This is a genomic window from Sorangiineae bacterium MSr11954 (genome assembly GCA_037157815.1).
Lineage (GTDB): Bacteria > Myxococcota_A > Polyangia > Polyangiales > Polyangiaceae > Pendulispora > Pendulispora albinea.
This window is the reverse complement of sequence record CP089984.1, coordinates 1,870,820-1,896,488: the sequence shown is the minus strand read 5'-3', so window position 1 is coordinate 1,896,488 and position 25,669 is coordinate 1,870,820. Positions and strand designations below refer to the sequence as shown.

The window sequence follows — 25,669 nt, the reverse complement described above, 5'->3', positions numbered from 1 at the left end:
CATCGCCCCACCGCAAGCGTACCGCGAAGGTGCCGATGCGGTAGTCTCGCCGCCATGAAAACCGAAGCCATGGTCATCCGCCAAACCGGTGGCCCCGAGGTGCTGACCCGCGAGACCATCGAGATCCCCGAGCCTGGCCCTCGCGAGGTGCTCGTGCGCATCCGCGCCGTCGCGCTCAACCATGTCGACATCTGGATGCGGCGCGGTTTGCCCCACGTCAAGTACGACTTCCCGCACCGACTCGGCGCGGATATTGCGGGCGAAATCGAGGCGCTGGGACCCGGTGCGCGGGGTTGCACGGTGGGGCAGAAGGTGCTCCTCGCGCCGGCGGTTTCGTGTGGGGTTTGCGCGCGCTGCCTGTCGGGCGAGGACAACCTTTGCCCGCAGTATCGCATGTTCGGTGAAACCACGCAGGGCGGGTACGCGCGGCACATCGTGGTGCCCGATGCGAACATTTTGCCCTACCCCGGCGAGCTTCCCTTTACGCAGGCGGCCGCCCTTCCGCTGGTCTACCTCACGGCGTGGCAGATGGTCGTCGCGCGCGCCCAGGTCAAACCGGGGGACACGGTGCTCGTGCAGGCTGTCGGCAGCGGGGTGTCGACGGCGGCGATTCAGATCGCCAAGCTCCATGGCGCCCGCGTGATTGGGACCGCGGGGAGCGACGAGAAGCTCGCGCGCGCGAAGGAGCTCGGGCTCGACGAGGGCATCAACTACACGACCGCGGACTTCGTGGCGGAGGTGAAGAAGCTCACCGGCAGCAAGAAGGGCGTGGATGCGGTCATCGAGCACGTGGGTGGCGATGTGTTCGTCAAGAGCATTCTGGCCACGCGCTGGGGGGGATGCGTGGTGACCTGCGGGGCCACCGCCGGCTTCGCGCCCACCATCGATTTGCGCCATATTTTCTTCCGGCAGGTTCGGGTGCTGGGCTCGACGATGGGCTCCAAAGGGGATCTGCACCGCATGATCCCGCTCTTTTCGCAGGGGAAGCTGCGCCCGGTGGTCGACCGGGTGCTGCCCCTGTGGAGCGCGGCCGAGGCCCACCGCGTGCTCGAGGAGCGAAAGGCGTTCGGCAAAGTCGTCTTGGAGGTGGATTGAGCGGGCCCGTCAGCGTATGAAGTAGGCGATGCGAAGGGCTCGGCTAGGTCGGCTAGGATGCTGGTGCGGTTTGACGGCGGTGGTGGTCGTGGCAACGGCCGGTGCAGCCGGGTGCTCGGACAAGTCCAAAGAGCGCAACGCGGCCAACCTCCCGATAACCCTGGGGCTGCCCCAGCCCATCACCTACGACGCCGTGTACGTCGTCAATGGGACGGGCAACGCGATCACGGTCATCGACGCCGAGAAGGATTTCGTCAATCCCTCCAAAATTTTCCTGAAGAACACCACGTTCCCGCACTACCTGTCCCTCAGCAACGACCGCTCGAAGCTGCTGGTCACCGCCGGCGCCGTGGGTTCTCCATCGGGCGACGGAGGCACCGATGGGGGGACCGACGGCGCCGCCGACGCGGGGGACGCGGGGAACGAAGCCGGGGCCACCTTGACAGCAGCGAGCGCCCCAGCCCCCGAGGTGAGAAACGATGGCGTGGATGCGCTGCACGAGGGCGAGCACGCGGAGGGCCAGGGCCATGGCATCGGCGCCGTGCTCGTCTTGAACGCCGCCACCGGCACCACCATCAAAGGGCGCTTTACGGATGGCGCGGTCCAGAGCGCCGTCTTCGGCGCAAATGAAGACGAGGTCTGGGCCGCCGAGTCCACCACCCCGGGCAACGTGCTCGTCATGCTCACCACCACCCTGGTGAACAAGGCCAGCATCAAGGTGGGCGATCAGCCCGGGCGCATTTCGATCGCCCAGAACGAGCGGTATGCCTTCGTGGCCAACACCGCCTCCAACTCGGTGACCGCCATCGATACGGCGACCAAGATCGTGCCCAAGAATGGCACCATCGCGGTTGGAAACGGGCCCATCGGTGCCTGGCAGGGGCCCGACGATCTGGCCTATGTCGAAAACGCCGGCGACACCACCATTACGGCCATCGACACGCGCACCCTCGAAGTGCGGCGCACCTTCAAGCTGGGCTTCGTGGCCGGCGCGGTGGGGTACGGGGCGGACAACACCATCTGGGTGACCGATCCAAAGGGCGGCCGGGTCGTGCTCTTTTCCGCGACCGGGGTGAAGACGTGGGAGATCCCCACCGGCGCGGGTGCCTACGGCATCGCGTTCTCGGACGACAAGAAGACCGCCTACGTGGCGAATTCCATCGCCAACACGGTGTCCGTCATCAACGTGGCCGGAAGAATCGTGCGACTCCGCCTCAATGTGGGTGGAAATCCCAACTGGGTGCTCTTCCGACCGAAAGACAAAAATGGCCCCGGCCTCCCGGGGGGCGACGGGGGCAGGTGATGCGGAAAAAGAGCGGAACCCCGCGGGGGTGACCGAGCGCTCGAGCGCGGATTTTGGTTAAACTGCAGGCCATGCGTCCGGGCCTCGGAATGTTTCTCTTTGGACTTGCGTTGCTCGCAGGTTGCGTCGCCGTTGCGCTCTACACGGAGCACGGCGGCATTCAGATTGGCAATGTGGTCGTGGTCTGGTGGGGCGCCATCCCGATCGGGCTCTGGTATGCGATCAAAGGGGTGGTGCGGCTGTCGCGGGGCTACTAGCGGGGACGGGCTAGTCGGCGTTGGGCGCCCACGAATTTGTGGTAGTCACTAGCGCCATGCACGATGTACGCGCGCTAAACGAGCTCGTTGCCAAAGAAAGCGCATTTGTCGATCGCCTCACGTCGGAGGTCGGAAAGGTCATCGTCGGCCAGTCCTACATGATCGAGCGCATCCTCATCGGCCTCCTCACCGGGGGGCACGTGCTTTTGGAGGGTGTACCGGGGCTCGCCAAGACGCTCACCGTTCGCACGCTGTGCGACGCCATCTCCGCCAAGTTTGCCCGCATTCAGTTCACGCCGGACCTGCTCCCGGCCGACGTGATCGGCACCGTCATCTACAACCAGCAAAAGGGCGACTTCACGCAGAAGCTCGGCCCCGTCTTCGCCAACCTGGTGCTGGCCGACGAGATCAACCGCGCGCCCGCCAAGGTGCAGAGCGCCCTGCTCGAGGCCATGCAAGAGCGGCAGGTGACCATCGGCGACAAGACGTACCCGCTCCCGCAGCCGTTCATCGTCATGGCCACGCAGAACCCCATCGAGCAAGAGGGAACGTACCCGCTGCCCGAGGCGCAGGTCGACCGCTTCATGCTGATGATCAAGGTCGGCTACCCTTCGCGCGAGGACGAGCGAAAGATCATGGATCGCATGACGGCGCTGGAGCCGGTCAAGGCGGAGGCCATCATTTTGCCGACCGACTTGATGAACGCCAAGCAGATCATCGGCCAGGTGTATGTCGACGAGAAGGTGAAGGACTACATCGTGGAGGTGGTGTTCGCGACCCGCGAGCCCGCGCGCCACGGGCTCAAGGATCTGGCGCCGCTCATCGAGTTCGGCGCGTCGCCCCGCGCGTCCATCGCGCTGAACTTGGCGGCGCGGGCGCACGCGTTCTTGCGCCACCGCGGCTATGTCACGCCGGAGGACGTCAAGGCGGTGGGGCCCGACGTGCTGCGGCACCGCCTGGTGCTCACCTACGAGGCCGACGCCGAAGAGGTGACGGCCGAGCAGATCGTGCGCCGGGTGTTCGAGGTGGTGGAAGTCCCCTGATCGCCGGGGAGGTACGCTTGCCATGATCCCCAAAGAGCTCCTCGCCGCGCTGCGGACCATCGAGATTCACACGGCGCGGCTGGCCAACGAGAACCTGTCGGGTACGTACACCTCGAGCTTCAAAGGCCAGGGCCTCGCCTTCCGCGAGGTGCGCCCGTACCAAATGGGCGACGACGTGCGCTCCATCGACTGGAACGTGTCGGCGCGCATGAACGACGCCTTCGTCAAGGTGTTCGTCGAAGAGCGCGAGATGACCGTGATGCTGGTGGTCGATCTCTCGCCGAGCGAGCGCTTCGGAACGCAGCGAGCGCCCAAGACGCGCGTGGCCTCCGAGGTCGCGGCGCTCCTGGCCTTCAGCGCCATCCGCAACAACGACCGCGTGGGCATGATCCTCTCGACCAGCCAAATCGAGCGCATCGTGCCCCCGAAAAAAGGCGAAAAGCACGTGATGCGCGTGGTGCGCGAGATCCTCGGCTTCGAGCCGCGCTCGGCCCACGTGGCCCCGCGCGCGCCCGACGCGCCGCCCCCGCTGGGCGCGCAGACGGATCTGAAGACGGCGCTGGAGGCGCTGGTGGGCGTGGCGCGCAGGCGGAGCATCGCCTTCGTGGTGAGCGACTTCTTCGCGCAAGGCTACGAGCGTGCGCTGGCGGTGGCCGCGCGCAAGCACGACGTGATCCCGGTGGTGCTGGTGGATCCGCGCGACATGGAGCTCCCCGACGTGGGCTTGGCCACGTTCGAAGATCTGGAGAGCGGCGAGGCCGTGCTCGTCGACACCTCCGATCCGCACGTGCGCGCGTCCTACGCCGATTCGATGAAAAAGCTGGCCCTGGCGCGCAATCAGGCGTTCCTGAAGCTGGGGGTCGACACGGTGGAGATCCGAACCGGCGGCTCGTTCGTCAAACCGCTGCGCGACTTGTTCGCGCGCCGCGCACGGAGGATGCGGACGCGATGATGGGCCGATGCGCGGTTCCGCTTTTGGCGTTGCTCGTCGCGCTGCACGCGACCGACGCCCGCGCCGACGATGACGCGGGTGCGCCGGATGCGTTTGCGCCTGCGCAGATTGGCGGGTGCACCGAGACGTTGCCGGGCGGCGGCAAGAAGCCCGTGCTCACCGAGACATTTCCGGCGCGGGGGTTGAGCGGCTACGCCGCGACGTTGGCGGTCACCGTGGAGCATGGAAAGGGCGAGACGGTGCTGGCGCGCGGGCTCGAGCTGCAGAGCACCAGCGAGAGCGCGAAGATCCTCAAGGGCGCCGGGTTCACCCTGCCGAATCAAGATGGCGGGGCGGCGGCGGTGCTCTCGGCGGCGACGACCGATCCGGCCGCGCCCGATCGCGCGAAGACCACCTTGGAGCTCCCCTTGATCATGCTGCCCCAGGAGCCCGGCCGCCACACCTTGACCTTGCCGCCGCTCCCCATCGCCGTGTCGCGCGCCAGCGGGGAGATCGCCACGGTGTGCACGGCGCCGCACACCATCGTGGTCGACGATCCCATCGCGTCGACCCCCGAGGCCAAACCTGCCCCCAACCCGCCCCCGCGCGTGCAGCGGGAGGAGTGGACGGCGCTCAAGCGCGGGCTCTCGTACGCCGCCATCGGCATCGTGGCCGGCGCGCTCCTCGCGTACCTGATTTGGCGGTACATCAACCGGCCCAAGCCCGTTCCGCCGCCGCCGCCACCGCGCCCCGCCTGGGAGGTCGCCATCGAGAAGCTCGATGAGGTGCGGCACGCCGGATTGCTCGAGGTGGGTCGCTTCGGCGAGTACTTCGACCGGGTCAACGACGTGATCCGATCGTATTTGGGATCGCGCTACGGCTTCGACGGCCTGGAGTCGACCACCGACGAGACGCTCGGCAAGCTCTCGAACACCCCGCTGCAAGGCGTTTCGTACTCCGACATCGCCGAGTTTTTGCGCGAGTGCGACCTGGTCAAGTTCGCCAACGTGGTGCCGACGCCGGCCGAGTGCGCGCGCGCCCTCGACGCGGGCGAGCGCATCGTGCGCGCCACCACGCCCCACGCGCTGCCGCCACCGGGTAACGCACCCCGCACGGAGGCACCATGAGCACCAACCGCGTGGCGCGCACCGTCCTCGTGCTCGCCGGCGTGCTTTCGGCCATCGCCATCGGCTTGGTCTACCCCGCCCTCGCGCGCGGTGAAGCGTGGCGGAGCGCGCAGTGGACCTCCAAGTGGTGGCTCCTCGGGCTCCTCGTGGTGCCCGTCGTGGTGTGGCGCATGACCCTCGGCGCCGATCAACGCATGCCGCGGCTCACCATCCCCACCATCGCGCCCTTGGCGCTGGGCCCGCGCGGCGTGCGCACCCGCCTGCGCGATTGGCCCGGCATCCTCCGCGGCGCCGCGCTGGTGCTCGGCGTCCTCGCGCTGGCGCGGCCGCAGAACGTGCTCCGCGGCGAGAGCGCCGAGGAGCTGGGGATCGACATCGTCATCGTGCTGGATCTCTCGGGCTCGATGAAGGCGGTCATGGACCAGCCGCTCGCGCAAGGGCCGCAAGGTCAGGGCGGGCGCCCCACCGATCGGAGCCGCCGCCAGACCCGCCTCGACGTGGCCAAGGAAGTCATCATGGACTTCATCGGCAAGCGCAAGACCGACCGCATCGGCGTGGTCGTCTTCGGGCCCTCGGCCTACGTGCTCTCGCCGCCCACCCTCGACTATCCGCTCCTCACCACCTTGGTGCAGAAGATGGAGCTCGAGATCATCAGCGGCAACGGCACCGCCATCGGCGACGCGGTGGGGACCGGGGTGGCGCGGCTGCGCCAGAGCAACGCGCGCTCCAAGGCCATCATCCTGCTCACCGACGGCGACTCCAACGCGGGCGCCATCGCCCCCGAGTACGCGGCCCACCTGGCGCAGACGCAAGGGGTCAAGATTTACACGGTGCAGATCGGCAACGGCGACGAGGTCGAGGTGCAGGAGGGCACCGACCTGTTCGGCCAGCCGCACTACGTCCGCGCGCACTTCCCGGTGAACCCCGAGCTGCTCAAGAAGATCGCGGGCGACACGGGCGGCGAGTCCTTCGTGGCGAACGACAAGGTGGCGCTGGAGCGCAGCATGCACGCCATCCTCGATCGCCTGGAGAAGACCCGGTTCGAGTCGCTCTCGGCCACCATGGAGGACCTCTTTCCGTTCCTCCTCTTCCCGGCGGTGGGGCTCATCGCGCTCGAAGCGCTGGTGCGTCTGCTCGTCGTGCGGAGGTTCCCGTGAAATTCGCCTACGACCTGCTCCATTTCCCGGGGCTCCTCATCGCCATCGGGTGCGTGCTGTTCGTCGTGGCCTTCGCGGCCTCGCTGCTCCTCGCGTCGCTGGCGCGGGTGCGGGCCGAGAAGCGCTTCGGCGATCCGAGCCTGGTGGCCAAGCTCGCCACCTTCGACGCCGCCGGCCGGCGCGCCGCCAAAGGCGTGCTGCTCGTGCTCGGGCTCTTGCTGGCCTTCGGAGCGCTCTCGCGACCGCAATCGGCGGGGCAGCGGGTGCTCCCGGCCACCAACCTCGACGTGGTGGTCGTGCTCGACTACTCGAAGAGCATGTACGCGCGCGACATCCTGCCGAGCCGCATCGCGCGCGCCAAGGCCGAGGTGAGCGAGCTGATACGAAAGCTCAAAGGCGCGCGCTTCGGCGCGGTGGCCTTCGCGGGCGAGCCCATGAATTTTCCCCTCACCAGCGACGGCGCGGCCATCGCGCAGTTCTTCCGGCAGCTGGAGCCGAACGACATGCCCATCGGCGGCACGGCCATCGCGCGCGCGCTCCAAAAGGCGCGCGAGACGTTCGCGCGCGATCCGAAGTCCAAGGACCACGTGCGGGTCATCGTGCTCATCACCGACGGCGAAGATCTGGAGGGCGATCCGCTGGCGGTCGCGCGCGCCGCCGCGCAAGAGGGCACCCGCATCGACGTGGTGCAAATCGGCGGGCGCGCGCCCGAGGTGATCCCGGAGGTGGGCCCCGACGGCAAGACCACCGGCATCCGCCGCGACGACGCGGGCAAGCCGCTGACCACCGAGCTCTCCGCCGAGGGCGAAGCGCAGCTGGCCGGCATCGCCAAGGAGACCAACGGCAACATCGTGCGCTCCGATCGCGGCGAGACGGGCATCGACAAAATCGCCGCCGGCCTGGCCCGCATGATGAAAGAGGAGCTCTCGGAGAAGATCCAAATCGTGGGCGAGGAGCAGTACGCGTGGCCGCTCTCCATCGCGCTGCTCCTCTTGATCGCGGAGGCGCTCATCCCCGAGGCGCCGCGCCAGAAGCCGCTGTTGCCGGCGGCGGCCGGTCCCGCCCTGCCGAGCGGCGGCCGGCGAAGAAAGCCGCGAGGCGCGCGCAAAGCGGCGGCGGCCGGAGAGGAGGCGGGACGTGCGGGCGCATAAGAACGTGCGGGCGCATCGGAGCGTGCGGGCGCATCGGGCGATCCTCCTTTCGGCCATGGGCGCGTGCTTGGCGGTGGCGTGCTCGTGGGATCCCACGCGCCCCTTCGAGCGCGAGGCGCCCGCGGTCCGCGAGGCCATCTCCGCGCTCGACGCGGGCGACGCGGCGGCCGCGGCCCGAACGCTCCAGGAGTACCTCTCCACCGGCGAGTGCGAGTCGGGGAACATCGGCACCCCGCCGTTCTTGAAGCAGCGGCCCAACGGCTCGTTCGACCTCGGGCTCTCCCTGTTTGCCATCGGAGAGTCGTTCGGCGGCCGCTTCGGCGACGAGGAGCTCGACGGCGGCGAGCCCTCCCCCGCGCGCTCGGCGCAGATCGACTGCGCGCTGCGCGTGGTGCGCACCATCGCCGAGGACGAGTCTTCGCCGCTCGATCTTCGCGCGCGCGCGCACTACCTCGAGGGCAACCTGCTCTTCTTGGCCGGGCGCTACCAAGAGGCGGTCACCGCCTACAACCAAGCGATCACCATCGCCCCCGGCCAGGTCGACGCGGGCGATCCGGTGGGCCGCGACGCGGCATGGAACCGCGCCATCGCCCTCCGCCGCATCGAGGACAAAAAGGACGCCGGCAACGACGCGGGCAACGATGGCTCCTCCGACTCGGGGGGCGACTCGGCCCCTCCGGATGGCGGCGGCGATAGCGGCAAAGACGGCGGCGGCGACGCCGGCAACAAGAACGACAACCGCGACAGCGGGAGCGGCGACGACGGCGGCAAAGACGCTTCACCGAGCCCGCCACCGCCGCAGCCCGACGCGGGCCCCCCGCCACCGCCGCCCCCGAGCAACTCGGATCAGGACGAGAAGATCCTCGACCAGCTCGAGAAGGCGCCCACCGTTCAGCAGGAGTTCGCGAAGAAGGTTCGGCGGCCCGTCCGGGGGATGGCGGACAAATGAAGCTCGCCCGCACATTTGGTGTATTCTACACCTTTCTCGCCGTGCTCCTCTTCGTCGTGCGGGCCCGCGCGGCAGGCGCGCCGGAGATGCGGGCGTCCGTCGACTCCGACGTCGTGGGCGTGGGCGACGAGTTCGAGCTGCATTTGAAGGCGACGGTCACCGGGCAAATCTCGGGGGTCGAGATCGCGCCCGATCCGCACGTCGCCAAGCTCGGGCGCCCGACCGTCGGCACCTTCAGCGAAATGAACCTTCGAAACGGCGTGCTCGTTCAGAAACAAGGGGTCAACGTCACCTTCCGGCTCAGCGCGACCAAGGTGGGCGCCGCCGTCTTGAAGCCGACCCTTTCCATCGGCGGCACCACCTATGCGGCCAACACGGTCCCCATCCGCATCGTGGCCGCGGGCCAAGCCCCACCGCGCCGCCAGCCCCGCGATCCCTTCGGCAACTTGCCCGATCCGTTCGGCGGCCTCCGCGGCCTCTTTGGAAATCCCTTCGGCGATCCGGACGAGGACCAGCCATCCTCGCGCGGCCTGCTCGACGTTCCGACCGATCCGCGTTATGCGCTGCCGGCCCCGCGCGCGCGCGGCGTCTTTCTGCACGCGGGCGTGGACAAGACCAACGCCGTCATCGGGGAGCAAGTCACCCTGTCGATCTACGAGTACATCGACGTGGGCCTCGCGCGCGAGCCCGACTTCAACGACGTGCACGACGCCAGCGCGAGCGAGTTCGTTCGCAGGCAGCTCCTGGAGGAGACGCAGAACCCGAAGATCATCGGGCACACGCGCATCGGTAACGGCATTTGGGCGGTGCGGCTCCTGCGCAAGATGGCGCTCTTTCCCATCAAAACGGGCGAGCTCAAGATCGGTCCCATGACCTTGGCGGTGGTGGGCCCCTCGGGCGCGACCAGCGACAAGCGCGAGAGCGAGACCCTCACCGTGCACGTGACCGAGCCCCCCATCGCGGGCCGCCCGCCCGGCTATTCCATCGGCGACGTGGGCCGCTTCGAGCTGTCCGCGACCGTCGACCCGCGCGAGGTGGCGCACGGCGGGATCGCCAGCGTATCGCTGGAGCTCTCGGGGACGGGGAACCTGCCGTCGTCCATCGTGCCGCCCGCGCGCCAGGGGGTCGAGTGGCTGCAGCCCGAGATCAAAGAGAAGATGGGCGCGGAGAAGAACGATCGCTACGGGGGCAAGCGAACCTTCAACTACGTGGTGCGCCTCACGCGCGAAGGGCCCATCGACCTCGGCGAGATCGCCATTCCATTCTACGATCCCGATGCGCGCGCCTACGACGTGGCGCGCGCGGCCCTCGGCTCCATCACCGTCAAGCCCGGCGGCGCCGCCGCCGGCAACGCGGGAGGTCCCTCCGCGCCGCTGCCGAACCTCCCCGAGCTGCGGCGATCCCTTGGCCCGCCGGTCGCGTCGCACGCGCACCTCACCGACACGCGCGCGTTCTGGTTCGCGCTGGCCGCCCCGTCGCTCTCGTTCGTGCTCTTCGCCAGCTCGCGCGCGGCCGCGCGGCGCTTGCGCGATCGCGTGCGGACGCGCAGCGCCTCGCCCGATACGTTGCTCAAGCAACGGGTTCAGGAGGCCGACACGGCGTGCGCCGGCGGCGATCCGCGCGCGGCCGATGCGGCCATCGCGCGGGCGCTGGAGCAAGCGACCATCGTGCACGCGCAGCTCAACGTGCGAGCCATCGCCACGCGTCAGATCGCGGCGGCGCTGGTGGAGCACAAAGTGGCGGAGCCCCTGGCGCGCGCGATCGAGGATTTGCTCGCCGAGTGCGAGTCGGCCCGGTTCGCGCCGAGCGAAGGCGAAATCGCCGTTTCGCGCGAGCGCTGGAGGCGCGCCAAGGACTGCATGTCGGATCTGAGGAAAGGGTAGCGAACCATGCGCACCATCCGGGCCCTCCGGACCTGCCTGGTCTCCACTGCTTTGCTCCTCGCGCTCACCGGCACCGCGCCGGCCCAAGCACCGGCCGGGGCCCAAGCGCCCGCGACGCCGACGCCGACGGCCGAAGGCAGCGCGGCCGCCGATTTCGCGATCGCCGTCGACGCGCTGGTCGGCGGGCGCGCGGGCGATGCGATCGCGCTGTTCGAGTCGCTCGCCGATCGCGGCGTCGTGGACGAAAACGTCAGCTTCGACCGGGGCCTCGCCTACGCCGAACGGGTGCGCATGGGCGCCGAGCAGCCGGGCGATCTGGGCCGCGCGGCGCACGGCTTCGAGGAGGCGCGCGCGCTCACGCACAACAAAACCTTGGAGCGGGACGCGACCTTCGCGCTCGGCTCCATCCGCACCGAGGTGGCGCGCCGGCGCGCCCACAGCGGCACGCGCGCGGAGGTCGAGCCCAACCCCTCCGTGCTGGAGACCATCGTCCACCTCACGTCGGAGGACGTGTGGGCCGGCGCCGCCGGCGTGATGTCGCTCATCGCGGGCATCGCCCTCTTCGTTCGCGCCCAAGCCAAACGTCGCCGCGTCAAAATCAGCGGCTCCACGGCGTTTGCCGTGTCGGCACCGCTCTGCGTCGCGTTCGCGCTGCTCGCCTGGTCCGCGCGCGACGACCGTCTCACCTTGCGCGAGGCGGTGGTGGTCAACCCCAACGCGCGCCCCCTCGACGCCCGCGGCATCGCGCTCCCCAACGCCAATCCGCTCCCCGAGGGCGCGCGCGTGCGCACCTTGAGCTCGAGCTCGGGGTCGACCGAGATTCAGTGGGGCACCCTCCACGCGTGGATCCCGACCCCCGCCGTCCGTCCCCTCGCCCGCCGCGAATAGCCCCACCGATTCACGCACGACGCAACGAACCGCACGGCAGACACGCCGCACCCCGCGATTCGCCGCACGACCGACGCGCCGCACCCCGCGATTCGCCGCACGGCCGACGCGCCGCACCCCGCGATTCGCCGCACGGCAGACGCGCCGCCCCCCGCGATTCGCCGCACGGCCGACGCGCCGCACCCCGCGATTCGCCGCACGGCAGACGCGCCGCACCCCGCGATTCGCCGCACGGCAGACGCGCCGCACCCCCGCAATTCGCCGCAAGGCCACCGGTATCACGAAAATGCACGCAGCGCGCAGCCTCGAAAACGCGCTGCGTCGCCGCGCCTGCGCGCGTTGGACGCGGGTCCGCGCGCCCGTACACCCTTCGCCCACCCTCGAAAGAATCCTTTGGCCCTGAAGCCCACTTGCGCTACAACGCGGTCCCAAGTCGTACTTCGTTTTACTTTCGATGTGCCATTCCGCGCTTCTTCACACCGCTCTCCGCTTCGCAACCCTGAGGGCAAAGGGACGGTCCTGGGCTGCCCTCGCGTCCGGGAGCGCGGCGCTGCTCGCTCCGCTCACGGTGCTCGCGCAACCTGCGGCCCCCACAGCACCCGCCGCCCCCGCAACACCCGGCGCCCCCGCCGCCCCCGCCGCGCAAACGACGCCCCCCACCGTCGTCACGCACGTGGATGCCGTCTACCCGGCGTCGGCGCTGAAGGAGCGGAAGCACGGTGACGTAACCCTGGCGGTCACGGTGGACGTGGACGGCCACGTCTCGAAGGTCGACGTTTTGGCGTCCGATGGCCCCGATCTCGACGAGGCCGCCACCGTCGCCGTGCGCCAGTGGACCTTCGTCCCCGCCATGCGCAACGGCAAACCCGTCGCGAGCCGCATCCGCGTCCCGTTTCACTTCGCCCCGCCGGCGCCCCCGCCCGAGGTGGTCGAAACGCAAAAGCCCAACGAGCTCCCGACCCAAATCACCACCCCGCCGCCCGCACCCGGCGCCGCCAAGCCCGCGCAAGCCGACGAAGAAGCCGCGCACACCGACGAGGTCACGGTCGCCGGCCGCGCCCGCACCGCCGAGCACGGCGCCTCCGACTACCACATCGATGTGGGCGCCCTGGCGGTGGTCCCGCGCAAAAACGCCGCGGATCTCCTCAAGCTCGCCCCCGGCATCCTCCTCACCAACGAGGGCGGCGAAGGCCACGCCGAGCAAGTCTTCTTGCGCGGCTTCGACGCGCGCGAAGGCCAGGATCTCGAGTTCACCGTCGATGGAGTCCCCATCAACGACGCGGGGAACCTCCACGGCAACGGCCTGGCCGACAGCCATTTCATCATCCCCGAGCTCGTCGAATCGCTGCGCGTCATCGAGGGCCCCTTCGCGCCGCAGCAAGGCAATTTCGCCGTGGCCGGCAGCGCCGATTTCACGCTCGGCCTCGCGCGAAGAGGCTTGACCGGCAAATACACGGTCGGCTCGTACGACACCCATAGGCTCTTGCTCACCTGGGGCCCGTCCGAGATGGGCTCGCACACCTTCGGCGGCGCCGAGTATTACACCACCGACGGCTTCGGCCAGAACCGGCAAGCGAAGCGCGGCTCGGCCATTGGCCAATACGAGACGCGGGTGGGCGAGCGCGGCCTCTTTCGGGTCACGGCGCAGGCTTATCACACGGTTTACAATAGCGCGGGCGTGCTTCGCCAGGAGTCGTACGACAGCGGCAAAAAGGGGTTCTTCGACACCGAAGATCCCAATCAAAACGGAAACACCTCCAGCCGCTATTCGCTCGCCCTGGCCTACGAGACCAAGGCCGGCAAAACGGACTTTGCCCAGCAGGTCTTCCTCATCGACCGCGGCATGCGGCTGCGCGACAACTTCACGGGCTTCCTGCTCGACGTGCAGCTGCCGATTCAACAGCTCCACGGCCAGCGCGGCGATCTCATCGACCTGAGCTTCAGCGGCCTCACGTTCGGCGCGCGCGGCTCGGCGCGCTTCCACGCCAAGGAGCTGGGGCTGCCGCAGGAGATCGAGATTGGCTATTACGCGCGCGGCGATCGCACCCACTCCACGCAGAACCGCATCCAAGCCGCCAACGACGCGCCGTACAAAGTCAACGACGACATCGAGGCCACCTTGGGCGACATCGGTGTCTACGCGGACGCCAACATCCGCATCCTCAAGTGGCTCGGGCTGCGGGGCGGCATTCGCGCCGACATGTTCTCATTCAATGTTTTGAACAATTGTGCAGTTCAAAACACGGTGGACAACCCCTCGCGCTCCAATCCGCCGGGCGACAAATCGTGCCTCGACCAACAGGCGAACAGCGCCCACCGCGAGCCCTTTCAGCGGTCGTCCACCGGCAGCGGCGCCCTCATGCCCAAGGGCACCCTGCTGGTCGGGCCCATTCAGAATTTTCAATTCACGGCCAGCTACGGCAAGGGCGTGCGGTCCGTCGATCCCGCGTATGTGTCGCAGGACTTTTCCACCCCGTTCGTCAGCATCCAAGCGTACGAGGCGGGGGTCACGTACGCGCGCTCCTTCGAGAACGTCTCGCTCTCGGCGCGATCCGTTTTCTTTCGAACGCACGTTGACCGCGACCTGATCTTCAATCAAACCGAGGGTCGCAATACGCTCTCCAACGGCGCCACCCGCACCGGCTGGGCAGGCTCGGTGCGCGTCACCGGCCCCTTCTTCGACCAAGCTGCGACGGTAACCGCCGTGCGTGCCACCTTCGACGATACCCACCTGCTCGTCCCCTATGTGCCGGATCTGGTGGTGCGCTCCGACACCGCGCTGTTTCACGAGCTCCCTTGGAAGCTGGGCGACAAGCCCATCAAAGGCGTGCTCGGATACGGGCTTAGCTATGTAGGGCCCCGCCCGCTCCCGTACGACGTGCGGAGCGATGCCATCTTCGTCTCCGACGCCTCCGTCGCCCTTCAATGGCGCGACTTCGAGGTCAGCCTGGCCGCCACCAACCTGTTCGGCTCCCGCTACCGGCTCGGCGAATACAACTACACGTCCAATTTTGCGCCCATCAACGAGGGGACGCAGCCCTCGCTCGTGCCCGGCCGCCATTTCAGCGCGGGGGCGCCGCGCCAAGTCTTTCTCTCGCTCTCGGCGACCTTTGGAGGCCCCTGATGCGAAGCGCCCCGCTCGGAAACGCCATGGCTTTTGCGCTGCTGGTGGCGGCGGCGGCGACCACCGGGGCATGCATCGGGACCACCGGCGGAGGGCTCGTGTCGTTCCCCGCCTATGCGTCCGGGCCCAAAGACGTCGACCCGACCCAGAGCTTCCGCGTCTCCAGCGGCTTCGACGTGCGGCTCAATGTCGCCACCATGCACCTCGGTGCGCTGTACGTGAACACGGCGCCGCCGAGCACGGGCTCGCAGAGCACCAGCTGCGTCAACCCCGGCCAATACGTGGCCCAGGCAAACGGCGCGGTCGACGTCAACCTCCTCACGGACACGCCGCAGCGCTTCTCCGTGGATGGAAACGGCACCGCCGATGTCGCCCGCAGCGCCGAGCTGTGGCTCTCGGGCCGAGACATCAACAGCGTCTCGGATAGCCCCATCATCGTGACCCTGGCGGGCACCGCCAGCCGCGGCGGGAACGCGTATCCCTTTCGGGCCACCGTCACCATCGGCGCCAATCGGCTGAAGCCCGTATCGAACACGGCTTTGCCGGGCCTCAACCCCATTTGCCGCCAGCGGATCGTCTCGGGTGTCCCCGTGAATGTCCGCATCTTCGAGGGCGGCGCTTTGTATTTGCGAATCGACCCGCGGGGTTGGTTCAACAATGTCGACTTTTCCAAGCTCGACCCCGATCCGAGGGATCCTTCGGGTTGGGTGATTCCAGATTCGGACAGCTCGGGAACCGCCGGAGAAGCGGCGGGGCGCGGCTTGTTCACCGGGATACGCACGGGAGTGCTGCCCTCGGGTGCGAGCGCGTACGCGATTACATTCGAATAACGGAAGGATTGAACAGATGATGAAGTTACGAATCGTTCTCGCGGGAATGATGATGGGGGCGACGTGCGCCCTCTTTGCGTGCTCGGACGATGGCGTGAACCCGAACCCCACCCCCAAACCGGGGCCCGGGACGGACGGCGGCGGCGGGATCAGCGTGGGCGGCTTCAAAGCCTTTTCGGCGCCGCAAGACCCGGGCGCGCGCGGCATCCTCTTCGGCGCGTCCGGCGAGCAATACGCGCAAAGCGGATTTGCATTTCCGCCCAACGACTTCGCCAACGACACGTACATGGTCGATGGCTGGGAGCTGAAGCTCGATAGCTACCTGGCGGTGTTCGATCACGTCACCCTCTGGGACAATCCCAATCAATCGCCGCAGGATCAATCGCAACACGGCGGCCGCATCGCGCACGTCGACGGGCCGTGGGTGGTCGACCTTCACAAGAACGGCGACCTGATTGGAAAGGCGGGCGAGCCCGAGCGGGCCGTCTCCGTCGTATCCATCACCAAGAAAGACGACGGCTCGTCCTTCGATCCGAGCGCCACCTACGCCTTTGGGTTCAGCACCGTGGCCGCGCCCTCCACCCGCGCGACGGTCTACAACGTGAACCTCGATGAATCCCAATTGGCGGATTACGACTACATGGCCCAAAACGGCTACAGCATCCTCTACATCGGGACCGCCACGTTCAAGGGCGCGAACTGCACGAGCACCACCACCGCAGGCGGCGGCACCTACGACTATTCCAACTGGCCAAAGACCATTCGCTTCAAGCTCGGGTTCAGCACGCCCACCAACTACGTGAATTGCCAGAACGGCACCGATCTCCAAGGCGAAGGCATCGGCGGCGAGGAGCACCCGCGCGGCGTGCAAGTGAAGGCCAGCGGCTCCGTGCAAGCGCAGGTGACGTTGCACATGGATCACCCCTTCTGGGAGAGCTTCGCCGAGGACTCGCGGCTTCACTTCGACCCGATCGCCGCGCAGTTCGCGGGGGTGACGGGCACCCCCGAGGCGCACATCGAGGATCTGCGGAAGGTGAATTTCCAGGCGTTGACCGACAAGGCGGGCAAGCCGCTCCCCTGGCGAAACTGCGCGGGCACCAACTACGCGCCGCCGGGCAAGGGCCAGATGTTCCTCGATCCTCTCTCGGTCCCCGTCGATCCGGCGGCCAGCGATGCCTCGAAGGCGCTGCGCGACTACTACGATTACATCCGCTACACGCAGGCGACCCAGGGGCACCTGAACTCACAGGGCCTTTGCTTCGTCGATCGCCAGCACCCCTCGCCCGCGAAGTAAGAAATGGCGAAGCCATCCGCTGTTGGCAGATCTTTTCGTCTGCACGGCCCCAAACGACCATTCCAGCGGGGCCGGAACGGCCTCGTCCTGTGATACTTTGGCGGTCGTATGCCGAGTCACGTGGACGAGCTCGCGCGTCAGTGGAGGCGCAACCCGGATGAACCCACGACGATCGCCCTGTGCGATGCCGTTCGGGCCGAGCACGCGGATCTCATTCTAGAAGTCGGGACATACACGCGCGACAAGCTCGCGGCGAGCGTGCCCTGTTTGGTGTCCGCGGCGCGCATGTACATGCGGACCTTGCGCTTGGCGGAGGCCCAGAGCCTCCTCGTGCGCGCGGGAAAGCTGGCGCCGCGCGAAGGTGTCATCTACCGCGTGCTCGGAGAGGTCCTGCTTCGGCGGGGCGACGCCGAGCGGGCGGAAAAGGTGTTCGAGCGCGCGGTCGCCTTTGGCATCAACGACTCCGAGACCCGCCTGTGGCTCGAGCGTTCGCGCGTCTTCAAACCGATGCACGCCAACGCCGGGACGCGCGCGGTCGCCGCGGAGGTGGAGCGCACGGCGCCCGCAGCGGCCCAAGAGGCCTACTCCGAGTACGACTCGTTCAACGAGACCGACAGCGGTCTGCGCGAGGATCCCACCCGCCCCCGCGGCGAGTTCGGCCCGATCGGGTTGGTACCAGCACAACCCGTACGCAACGTCGTCCCCACCTACGCGCCAACCCGCGCCCCCGCACACGCCGGCGCCGCGCACGCCGCCCCAGCGCACGCCGCCCCCGCGCACGCCGGCGCCGCGCGGCTACCGGAGCTCCCGCTCATCTCGGGGTTCGGCGACGCGAACGAGGCCACCTCGGTGGCGCCGCCCTCGCGCGGCTTTTCACCGCGCGACGTGAGCGCCGCGCAAACCTGGGACAACCCCACGCCCATGGGGCTCGGCCCCGTTGCCCCCGCAGCGCCGGCCTCGCCGCGCGGGGTGGCGATGGATCTCGCGCGCCTTCCGCGCCTCCCCAGCCCGGACTCCAGCGTGCCCGCGCCCATGTTCGTGGATGCGCGCGGCATACCGCACCCCAACGCCAGCGCCGAGATCCCCATCGACGTCGAGCTCTCGCTCTTCAATGGGCACGGCCTCTCCGCGCCCGCTCCCCATACGGCGCCGGAGCCTGCTGCACCTGGAGCCTATCGGGTCGCGGCGCCGGCGAATCCGTCCGCCACGCCTCCAACGGCGGCCGAGCTGCTCGACGCGCTGGCCCTCGTCGGTGTGTTCGAGCCGGAAGCGGCGGCGCATACGCCGCTGCAATGGGACAAGCCGAAACGGCGGCTGCGCTGGAAGAGCGCGCTCTTTTTGGTGTTCATGATGCTCGCGTTCGGAGGGGGCGTTTACGGGACCTTCCACCAGGTTCGCGCGAAGCGCATGCTGGCGCACGACACGGCCGAGCGGATGCTCGCGCAGATCGAGTCGCAGCTGCACGCGGGAAAGACGTCGGCCTTTCCGGAGGTCGAGAAGACGTTCGGGCAGGTCTTCGATCTCGAGTCGCGCTCGCCGCGGGCCGCGCTCGCGTGGTTGCAGGAACGCGCGCTGGTCGGCTTGCTCAAGGGCGGGAGCGAAATCGCCTTCGAGGACGCGATCCAGCGCGCCCGCGAGGTGAAGCTCCCGGAGTCCTCGTACGCGTTCGCCCACCTCGCCTCGTCGCTCTTCCAAGGGGACACGAGCGGCGCCGCCGCGCTCCTGCCGCGCTTCGATGGTCCGGCGGAGAAAGATGCATATTACCAGCTTTTCGCCGGCGCCACCCTCGAGCGGGCCGGCAGCGAGCACGCGGTCGAGCGGTACATGGCCGCCACCCGGCTCGATCCGGAGCTCGTGGCGGCGCACGTCGCGCTGGTGCGCCTCCTGGCGCTCTCGGGCGACGCGGCGAAGGCCGCCGCGCTGGCCAAGGAGTTCCGTGCAAAGTACCCGGATCGCGCGGAGGGCGCGGCGCTCGTGGCCCTCACGTGGGCGCGCGATCCTGCGCGCAGCGAGAAGCCGCCGCCGGAGGTGAACGAGGCCATGGCCGTCCTCGCGAACGGGGCGGACTTGCCCCTACCCTTGCAGGTCGTGCCGCGCGCCATCAAGGCGCTCGGTGCGCTCGATGCGCGGGCGCCGGTGGAGGCGAAGACCGAGATCGAAAACGGGCTCAAGGCGGTGGACTCGCCCGGCGTGGCCGTGTGGCTCGGAAATATGGCCATCTCCTTGGGCGACGAACAGCTCGCGCGCAAAGCCGCGCTGGTCGCCGTCTCGTTCTCGGCCTTCTACCCGCCCGCGCGCGTGCTCGCCGCGCGCGTGGCGCTGCTCGGCGATCGGCTGGACGAGGCGCAGAAGGCGACCGAAGGCTTGGAGCCCTCGCCCGAGGTGGCGCTCGTTCACGCGGCCGCCGCTTACGAGAAGCTCGACACCGACGGCTTGGATCGCGCGCTCCTGGCGTTGCCGGAGGCGGCCCGCAAATCCGCCTCGCTGCTGCCGATGGTCACCGCGCAGGAGGCCCTGGCCGGGCGCGCGCGCCTGAACGACAAGAAGCTCCTGGAGCTGGCCGGAGCCGACACGCCTTGGTCCGATCTGGTGGCGATGGATCTCGCACTCGACCACGGCGACCTCGAGACGGCCAAGAAAATTTCCGCCCCGTGGAAGACCGCCGAGAAGCCCCCGGTGCACGCCCGCGCCGTGCGGCTCTCGCGCCTCGCGCGCTACGACGGCCGCCTCGACGAGGCCGACGAGGCGAGCCGCACGGCCCTCGCCGGGGGCACCACCACGGCGCGCGGCCTCTTCGAGCGCGTGCTCGTCTTGGTCGCGCGCGGCAAGGCGAGCGAGGTGGGTCCGCTGCTCGCCAAGCAGGGGCAGATCCTCGGCCCGATGGCCACCTGGCTCAGCGCCTACGCCGTGGCCTCCGCGAACAAGCTCGACGATGCGCGCGGCCGAACCGCCTCGCTCGATCCGCCGCCGGAGCTCGCGCCGCTCCCGAGCCGCATCGCCGCCGCATTGGCGCTGGGCACCATGAAGGACGCCCGGCGCGGGTACGCGTACATCAAGGCCCTCTACGATCTCGGAGTCGTGGATCCCGATACGACCGCCGCAGGCGCGCCGCTCGGAATGCGGCCGCCGCAAGTCTGGCGCAAGTAGCGTAAGGCGCCGCCCGAGCTTCCGAGGCGCCGCCGGCGACGCGCAAGGCGCCGCCCGAGCTTCCGAGGCGCGCCGCCGGCTACGCCCGAGGCGCCGCCCGAGCGCTCCAAGACGGCCGCCAATCACTCGTAGCGAAGCGCATCGATCGGATCGAGCTGCGACGCCCTTCGCGCCGGGTACGAGCCAAACACGATCCCCACCGCCGCGCTGAAGGCCGCCGACAACAGGATCACTTCCGGCTCCACGAGCATCGGCCAACCAAACTTGGCGCCGAGCCACGTGGCCGCACCGACCCCGATGCCCACGCCGAGGATGCCTCCGGCCATCGCCAAGGAGAGCGCCTCCACCAGGAACTGGAGCAAAATGTCCCCCGGCTTGGCGCCGAGCGCCATGCGCACGCCAATTTCGCGGGTCCGCTCGGTCACGCTCACCAGCATGATGTTCATGATGCCGATCCCCCCGACCAGCAAGGAGACGGCCGCCACGCTCGCGAGCAGCGTGGTCATCGTATCGGTCCCCTGCTGCTGCGCGCCGGCGATCTCGGCCAAGTTGCGGATGGAAAAGTCGTCGTCGCTCCCCTCGCCCAGGTGGTGCCGATCGCGGAGGAGCGCCGTCACCTCGGTCTGCGCGCGGCTGGTCGCGGGGCCGGAGATGGCCTCGATGAAGATGGTCCCTTGGAGGTACTTGCCGAGACCACCTTGGATCTTGCGCGCGAACGTCGAATACGGAATGAACGCCGCGTCGTCGTAGTCCTGGCCGCTCGCCGATTGCCCTTTTCGAGCCGCCACCCCCACCACGGTGAAGGGCGTATTGCCCACGCGCAGCGTCTGCCCCACCGGATCGGCGTTCGGGCCGTACAGCTTCTCCGCCACCGTCTGCCCCAAGACGACGACCTTCGTTCCGCCATCGACGTCGCTGGCCGTGATGCCGACTCCGCTCGCCATCGGCCAGTTTCGGATGTCGAAGTACTCGGGGCTCGTCCCCGTCACGCTGGTCGTCCAGTTTTGCTCGCCGCCCACCAAGGATTGGGTCGACCGCAAGGCCGCGGCCGCGCGCTTCACGCTGGGTGCCTCCGTCCGGATCGCCTCCAGATCGTCCCAGGTGAGGGTCGGCATCGACCCGAACCCACCGCGCGAGCCTCCCGTCACCGACGTTCCCGGCATGACGATGAGGAGGTTCGTGCCCATGGCGGCGAAGGCGCGCTCGATCTGCGATTTGGCGCCGGCGCCGATGGCCATCATCGCGATGACCGCGCCCACGCCGATGATGATGCCGAGCGTGGTCAAGAAGCTCCGCATGCGATTGCGCCAGATGGCGCGCAGCGCCACCCGCAAGGTCTGAAAGAGGGTCACCCTTCGCCTCCCACCGCCATCTTCGGCGCCTGCCGCGTATCGGAGAGGATATGGCCATCGCGCACCACCACCACGCGCGACGCGTACTCCGCGATGTCCGGCTCGTGCGTGACCAGCGCGATCGTGATCCCCGAGCGCCCGAGCTCCTGAAAGAGCGCCATCACCTCCACGCTGGTCCGCGAATCCAAGTTCCCGGTGGGCTCGTCGGCCAAAATCACCTTGGGCTCCGCCACCAACGCGCGCGCGATGGCCACCCGCTGCTGCTGCCCGCCCGAGAGCTGATTGGGGTGATGGTCGAGCCGCGCGCCGAGCCCCACCCGCTCGAGCGCCCGCTTGGCCCGGCGATGGCGATCGGCCGAGCGAACGCGCTGGTAGAGGAGCGGCAGCTCCACGTTCTCGAGCGCGCTGGTGCGCGCCAGCAAGTTGAAGTTCTGAAAGACGAAGCCGAGCACATGGCTCCGAACCTCGGCCAGCTCCACCTTGCTCATCTTCGACACCTCGCGCGCCGCCAGCCGGTACGTGCCCGCGGTGGGGCGATCCAGGCACCCCAGGATGTTCATCAAGGTCGACTTCCCCGATCCGGACGACCCCATCACCGCCACGAACTCGCCGGGCGCGATGCTCAGCGATACGCCGTCGAGCGCGCGCACCTCCACGTCGCCGCCCGTTTGGTACACCTTGCTCACGTTCGTCAGCTCGATGAGCCCTTCGTCCGCCTGGTCTCGGCTCGGCGCGGCGGTCATCAGAACAGGCGCCCCCCGCGCGGAAGGCCGCTCGCGGCCGGCGGGCTGGCCGCGGCCTTCTCCGTGAGCGTGGCGTCCACGATGGCCTCGTCGCCCGACGCGAGCTCGCCGCCCGTCACCTCCGTGTACGAACCGTCGCTCAAACCGACTTGCACTTGCAACGACGTGGCGTTTCCATTTCGCAGCACCCACACCGTCTTCTCCCCTTGCGCGCCCTGCCCTTGCGCGCCCTCCGATTTGGCGCCTCGCCCGCGCGGGCCGCGGGGGCCGGACGCGGTCGTCTCGGCGGGTGCGCCCGGCGGAGCGGGCGGGCGAAACCGAAGGGCCGCGTTGGAGACGGCGAGCGCATCGTGGCGCTGGGCATAGACGATGGTCGTATTGGCCGTCATCCCGGGGCGCAGCTTCAGATCGGTGTTGTCCACCTCGATCACCGCGTCGTACGTGACCACGTTCTGCACCGTTTGGGCGGCGTTGCGGATTTGGCCGATCTTCCCCTTGAACCGCTGGCCCGGATAGGCGTCGACCGTGAAGTACACATCCATGTTCGGCGAGAGGCCGCCCACGTCGCTCTCGGCCACATTGGTGTCGACCTTCATCTTCCGGAGATCCTCGGCGATGGTGAAGATCACCGGGGCTTGCAGCGACGCGGCCACCGTCTGCCCCACGTCGACATTGCGCGAGATCACCGTTCCATCGATGGGCGAGACGATGTTCGTGTACGACAGGTTCACCTTGGCCTGATTCAGCTGCGCGCGCGCCTGGGCGAGCCCCGCCTCCGACACCCCCACCGACGCGCGCGCCACCGCCGCCGTCGTCTCCGCCGTCTCCAGATCCTTCTGCGACGCCAGCTCCGAGTCGCGCAGCGCCTTGGTGCGGGCCAGCTGGCGCTCGGCGTCGAGGGCGCTGGCCTTCGACCGGTTCAAATCGGCTTGGGCCGAGAGATAATTGGCATTCGCCTGCTCCACCGCCGCCTCGAACAGGAGCGGATCGATCTTGGCGACCAGCTGGCCTCTTTTCACCGGTGAATTGAAATCGGCGAAGAGCTCTTTGATGCGGCCCGACACCTGGGTGCCCACCTGCACGGTCACCGTGGCCGCCAACGTGCCGCTGGCCGTCACCTTCCCCACGATGTGGCGCTTCTCGGCCTTGGCCGTTTTGTACACGATGGGCGGCTCTTGGTGCGACGCGCGGTAGCGCCATCCGGCGATGGCCGCGCTGCTCACCAAAAGGAGCACCACCACCCCATAGACGATCTTTTTGAGCTGTTTCATCTCGTTCCATTCGCCGCCCATCCGCGCGGGGCGGAGGGCTATACGCGGCGGATGCCCGCCGTATTCGTCAGCAACATTTCGCGTATGGCCTGCGCGCGATCGCGCGCGACCGGCACGCGCACTCCATTCCCCTCGTCGCGCAGTCCCAGCCCGACGAACAAGTGCGTCTCGTTGCCGTCGCGCTCGAGCTCTTTGACGGAGGACGCGTTCACCAGCCAATTGCGGTGCACCCGCGCGAACGCGTGACCGAACGACGCCTCGATGGCCGAGAGCGATAAATCGATGTCGAAGGTGCCGTGCACGGTGTGCACGAACGTGAGGCGATCGGCCGCCTCGAAGGCCCAAATCTCGTGCGCGTCGAGGAAGACCAGGCGGTTCTTGCGCCGGGCCACGATGCGCGAGGGGCCCTCGGGGGACAAACCGCTGGGCGGGGCGAGCGACGTCCGCCGGTCGCGCACCCGCAAGAGGCACTGCAGGACGCGCTCCTCGGTGAACGGCTTGAGGAGGTAATCGACCACGCCCAGATCGAACGCCTCCAGCGCGTGCTGCTCGAACGCCGTGGCCAGCACCACCGCCGGCGAGCGCGGGCCGGGGTTCATCGAGCGGATCAAATCGAGCCCCGCTTCGTCGCCGTCGTTCGCGAACTGCACGTCGACGAAGACCACGTCGAGCCCGAAGTTCGGCGTCGCCACCCGCAGCGCCTCACGCGCCGATTCGATGTCGCCGACCGCGCCCACCACCTCCGCCACCCCCGAGCCGTGAAGGAGCTCGACCAAATAGTTGCGCGCGGGCCACTCGTCCTCCACCACCAACGCACGAAGCCGCACGGACTCCTCCCCCCTCACGATGCACCTGCTTTGCTCGCCTTGCGCGCCGTTTGCGCGGGCGCCAAGGCCAGCGCATCGCGCGGAATTTCAACGGTGGACACGGTCCCCGCGGACGAAGAGGTCAACCGAAGCTCGGCCCCCGGATACCGGAGCCTCAGGCGCTTCTGCACCGATTGGAGCCCGAAGGTCCCATCGCGCTGGCGATCCGAGAGCCCCGGGCCGTTGTCCTCGATGGTGAAGATCACCCGCGCCGCCTCGTCCTCGAGGGCGCGCACGGTCACCTGGCCCTTGCCGCCCTTGCGGCGGAGCGCGCCGTGTTTGACGGCGTTCTCCACCAGCGGCTGGAGCAAGAGCCGCGGCAGCAGGACATTCGAAAGCCCGGACTCGATTTGCCATTGGAAAACGAGCTCGCCCCGGTGCCGCGCCTCCAAAATGGCGGCATAGCGCTTCAACCACGCGACCTCCTCGTCGAGCGTTTGAAGCTCGTGCTCGTCGCGGAGCGCGTCGCGCAAGAGATCGCCCAGGCAGGCGATGAGGCGCCGCGCCTCGCGCGGATCTTCGGTCACCAAGCCGGCGATCGCGTTCAACGTATTGAGCAGAAAATGCGGCTCCAGGTGCGCGCGCAGGCGCGAGAGATCGGCCATGCTGCGGAGCTTCTCCGCCTCCAGGGCGCGGATTCGCGCGTCCTCCGCCGCGAAGGGGTAGACGAAGGCGAGCGCCCAGAGACCGAAATAGAGCTGCGAGAAGGAGAATCCAAACAGCACGACTTTGTAAAATTTGAATGTATGGGGACGGAGCCCCAATTGCTCCGTCACGAACCAGAGGATGGTCGTGCACACCATCCCGATGGCCGCCGCCACCAGCGAGCCCGCGATCAGCGCGCGAACGGGCGACGCTTGGCGGCGCAGCGCCCAGGCGTGCGTCTTCGAGAGGGCCACCATGAGGATCGGCACCTCGATGGCCAGGTGAATGAATTGGATGAGGGCGCGGGCGCGATCCTGGATGACGAAGAACTGCGTGCCGGCTTGCAGGAGCACCGCCGCCAAGACCACCGCGCTGCCAAAGAGCACCCGGTTGCGGCGGGAGGTGCGCTCCGCCGGAGGCTCCATGGCACCCGCGCCCTCGGCGGCCACGAGCTCCGCCCGGCGGCTCGCTTGGGTAGCCTGGGTCGTCTGGGGCACCATCCCCAGATTGCTCTCTGCTGCCATGTTCCGATCGTACCCATGGCCACGCGCCATGTCCCCACGGCCGGTCCGCACCGGGCCCCCTTTCGTCGGATCGGAGCGATCTCGAGCGC

Annotated in this window: 20 protein-coding genes; 15 read left to right on the top strand and 5 right to left on the bottom strand. The window is 68.6% G+C overall.

Going from position 1 to position 25,669, the window contains the following annotated elements:
* Window positions 1-54: 54 nt before the first annotated feature.
* From LZC94_07845 to LZC94_07775, 15 genes are all read left to right on the top strand, one after another.
* The gene (locus tag LZC94_07845; protein WXB17179.1) at window positions 55-1,095 is read left to right on the top strand and encodes a zinc-binding dehydrogenase; all 1,041 of its coding nucleotides are present in this window, start codon (window positions 55-57) and stop codon (window positions 1,093-1,095) included.
* 88 nt (window positions 1,096-1,183) lie between these two features.
* On the top strand, window positions 1,184-2,398 hold the full coding sequence (locus tag LZC94_07840) for a YncE family protein (protein WXB17178.1): 1,215 nt from the start codon (window positions 1,184-1,186) through the stop codon (window positions 2,396-2,398).
* A gap of 71 nt (window positions 2,399-2,469) precedes the next feature.
* Window positions 2,470-2,655, top strand: a complete 186-nt coding sequence (locus LZC94_07835; GenBank protein WXB17177.1) for a hypothetical protein — start codon at window positions 2,470-2,472, stop codon at window positions 2,653-2,655.
* A 56-nt stretch (window positions 2,656-2,711) separates the two neighbouring features.
* Window positions 2,712-3,698 (top strand): MoxR family ATPase, encoded by a 987-nt coding sequence (locus LZC94_07830; GenBank protein WXB17176.1) that lies wholly within the window; start codon window positions 2,712-2,714, stop codon window positions 3,696-3,698.
* Between the two features lie 22 nt (window positions 3,699-3,720).
* Window positions 3,721-4,650 carry a DUF58 domain-containing protein gene (locus LZC94_07825; GenBank protein ID WXB17175.1) on the top strand — a complete coding sequence of 310 codons (930 nt, stop codon included), beginning with the start codon at window positions 3,721-3,723 and terminating at the stop codon, window positions 4,648-4,650.
* Window positions 4,647-5,756 (top strand): hypothetical protein, encoded by a 1,110-nt coding sequence (locus LZC94_07820; protein WXB17174.1) that lies wholly within the window; start codon window positions 4,647-4,649, stop codon window positions 5,754-5,756. Before LZC94_07825 ends, LZC94_07820 begins: the two co-directional genes overlap by 4 nt.
* Window positions 5,753-6,913 (top strand): VWA domain-containing protein, encoded by a 1,161-nt coding sequence (locus tag LZC94_07815; GenBank protein ID WXB17173.1) that lies wholly within the window; start codon window positions 5,753-5,755, stop codon window positions 6,911-6,913. The genes LZC94_07820 and LZC94_07815 overlap by 4 nt, the downstream gene beginning before the upstream one ends.
* A complete protein-coding gene (locus LZC94_07810; protein WXB17172.1) occupies window positions 6,910-8,064 on the top strand; it encodes a VWA domain-containing protein in 1,155 nt (384 codons plus the stop codon). The genes LZC94_07815 and LZC94_07810 overlap by 4 nt, the downstream gene beginning before the upstream one ends.
* Window positions 8,051-9,013: a tetratricopeptide repeat protein gene (locus LZC94_07805; GenBank protein ID WXB17171.1), complete on the top strand. Its 963-nt coding sequence runs from the start codon at window positions 8,051-8,053 to the stop codon at window positions 9,011-9,013. Before LZC94_07810 ends, LZC94_07805 begins: the two co-directional genes overlap by 14 nt.
* Entirely contained in the window at window positions 9,010-10,896 is a 1,887-nt protein-coding gene (locus tag LZC94_07800; GenBank protein WXB17170.1) for a BatD family protein, read from the top strand. The genes LZC94_07805 and LZC94_07800 overlap by 4 nt, the downstream gene beginning before the upstream one ends.
* Before the next feature lie 6 nt (window positions 10,897-10,902).
* Window positions 10,903-11,784 carry a hypothetical protein gene (locus LZC94_07795; GenBank protein ID WXB17169.1) on the top strand — a complete coding sequence of 294 codons (882 nt, stop codon included), beginning with the start codon at window positions 10,903-10,905 and terminating at the stop codon, window positions 11,782-11,784.
* Window positions 11,785-12,352: 568 nt separating this feature from the next.
* On the top strand, window positions 12,353-14,908 hold the full coding sequence (locus tag LZC94_07790) for a TonB family protein (GenBank protein ID WXB17168.1): 2,556 nt from the start codon (window positions 12,353-12,355) through the stop codon (window positions 14,906-14,908).
* On the top strand, window positions 14,908-15,738 hold the full coding sequence (locus LZC94_07785; protein ID WXB17167.1) for a hypothetical protein: 831 nt from the start codon (window positions 14,908-14,910) through the stop codon (window positions 15,736-15,738). The genes LZC94_07790 and LZC94_07785 overlap by 1 nt, the downstream gene beginning before the upstream one ends.
* A 16-nt stretch (window positions 15,739-15,754) precedes the next feature.
* Window positions 15,755-17,032 carry a hypothetical protein gene (locus LZC94_07780; GenBank protein ID WXB17166.1) on the top strand — a complete coding sequence of 426 codons (1,278 nt, stop codon included), beginning with the start codon at window positions 15,755-15,757 and terminating at the stop codon, window positions 17,030-17,032.
* A gap of 108 nt (window positions 17,033-17,140) precedes the next feature.
* A complete protein-coding gene (locus LZC94_07775) occupies window positions 17,141-20,179 on the top strand; it encodes a tetratricopeptide repeat protein (GenBank protein WXB17165.1) in 3,039 nt (1,012 codons plus the stop codon).
* Window positions 20,180-20,301: 122 nt separating this feature from the next.
* Here LZC94_07775 and LZC94_07770 read toward each other — a convergent pair whose 3' ends face one another.
* From LZC94_07770 to LZC94_07750, 5 genes are read right to left on the bottom strand one after another with little or no spacing between them, the layout of a single operon-like run.
* The gene (locus LZC94_07770; protein ID WXB17164.1) at window positions 20,302-21,531 is read right to left on the bottom strand and encodes an ABC transporter permease; all 1,230 of its coding nucleotides are present in this window, start codon (window positions 21,529-21,531) and stop codon (window positions 20,302-20,304) included.
* Complete coding sequence (locus tag LZC94_07765) at window positions 21,528-22,274, bottom strand: ABC transporter ATP-binding protein (protein ID WXB17163.1); 747 nt, start codon at window positions 22,272-22,274, stop codon at window positions 21,528-21,530. The genes LZC94_07770 and LZC94_07765 overlap by 4 nt, the downstream gene beginning before the upstream one ends.
* The gene (locus tag LZC94_07760; GenBank protein ID WXB17162.1) at window positions 22,274-23,545 is read right to left on the bottom strand and encodes an efflux RND transporter periplasmic adaptor subunit; all 1,272 of its coding nucleotides are present in this window, start codon (window positions 23,543-23,545) and stop codon (window positions 22,274-22,276) included. The genes LZC94_07765 and LZC94_07760 overlap by 1 nt, the downstream gene beginning before the upstream one ends.
* Before the next feature lie 38 nt (window positions 23,546-23,583).
* Entirely contained in the window at window positions 23,584-24,372 is a 789-nt protein-coding gene (locus LZC94_07755; GenBank protein ID WXB17161.1) for a LytTR family DNA-binding domain-containing protein, read from the bottom strand.
* A gap of 14 nt (window positions 24,373-24,386) precedes the next feature.
* Window positions 24,387-25,580, bottom strand: a complete 1,194-nt coding sequence (locus LZC94_07750) for a histidine kinase (protein WXB17160.1) — start codon at window positions 25,578-25,580, stop codon at window positions 24,387-24,389.
* Window positions 25,581-25,669 lie beyond the last annotated feature (89 nt).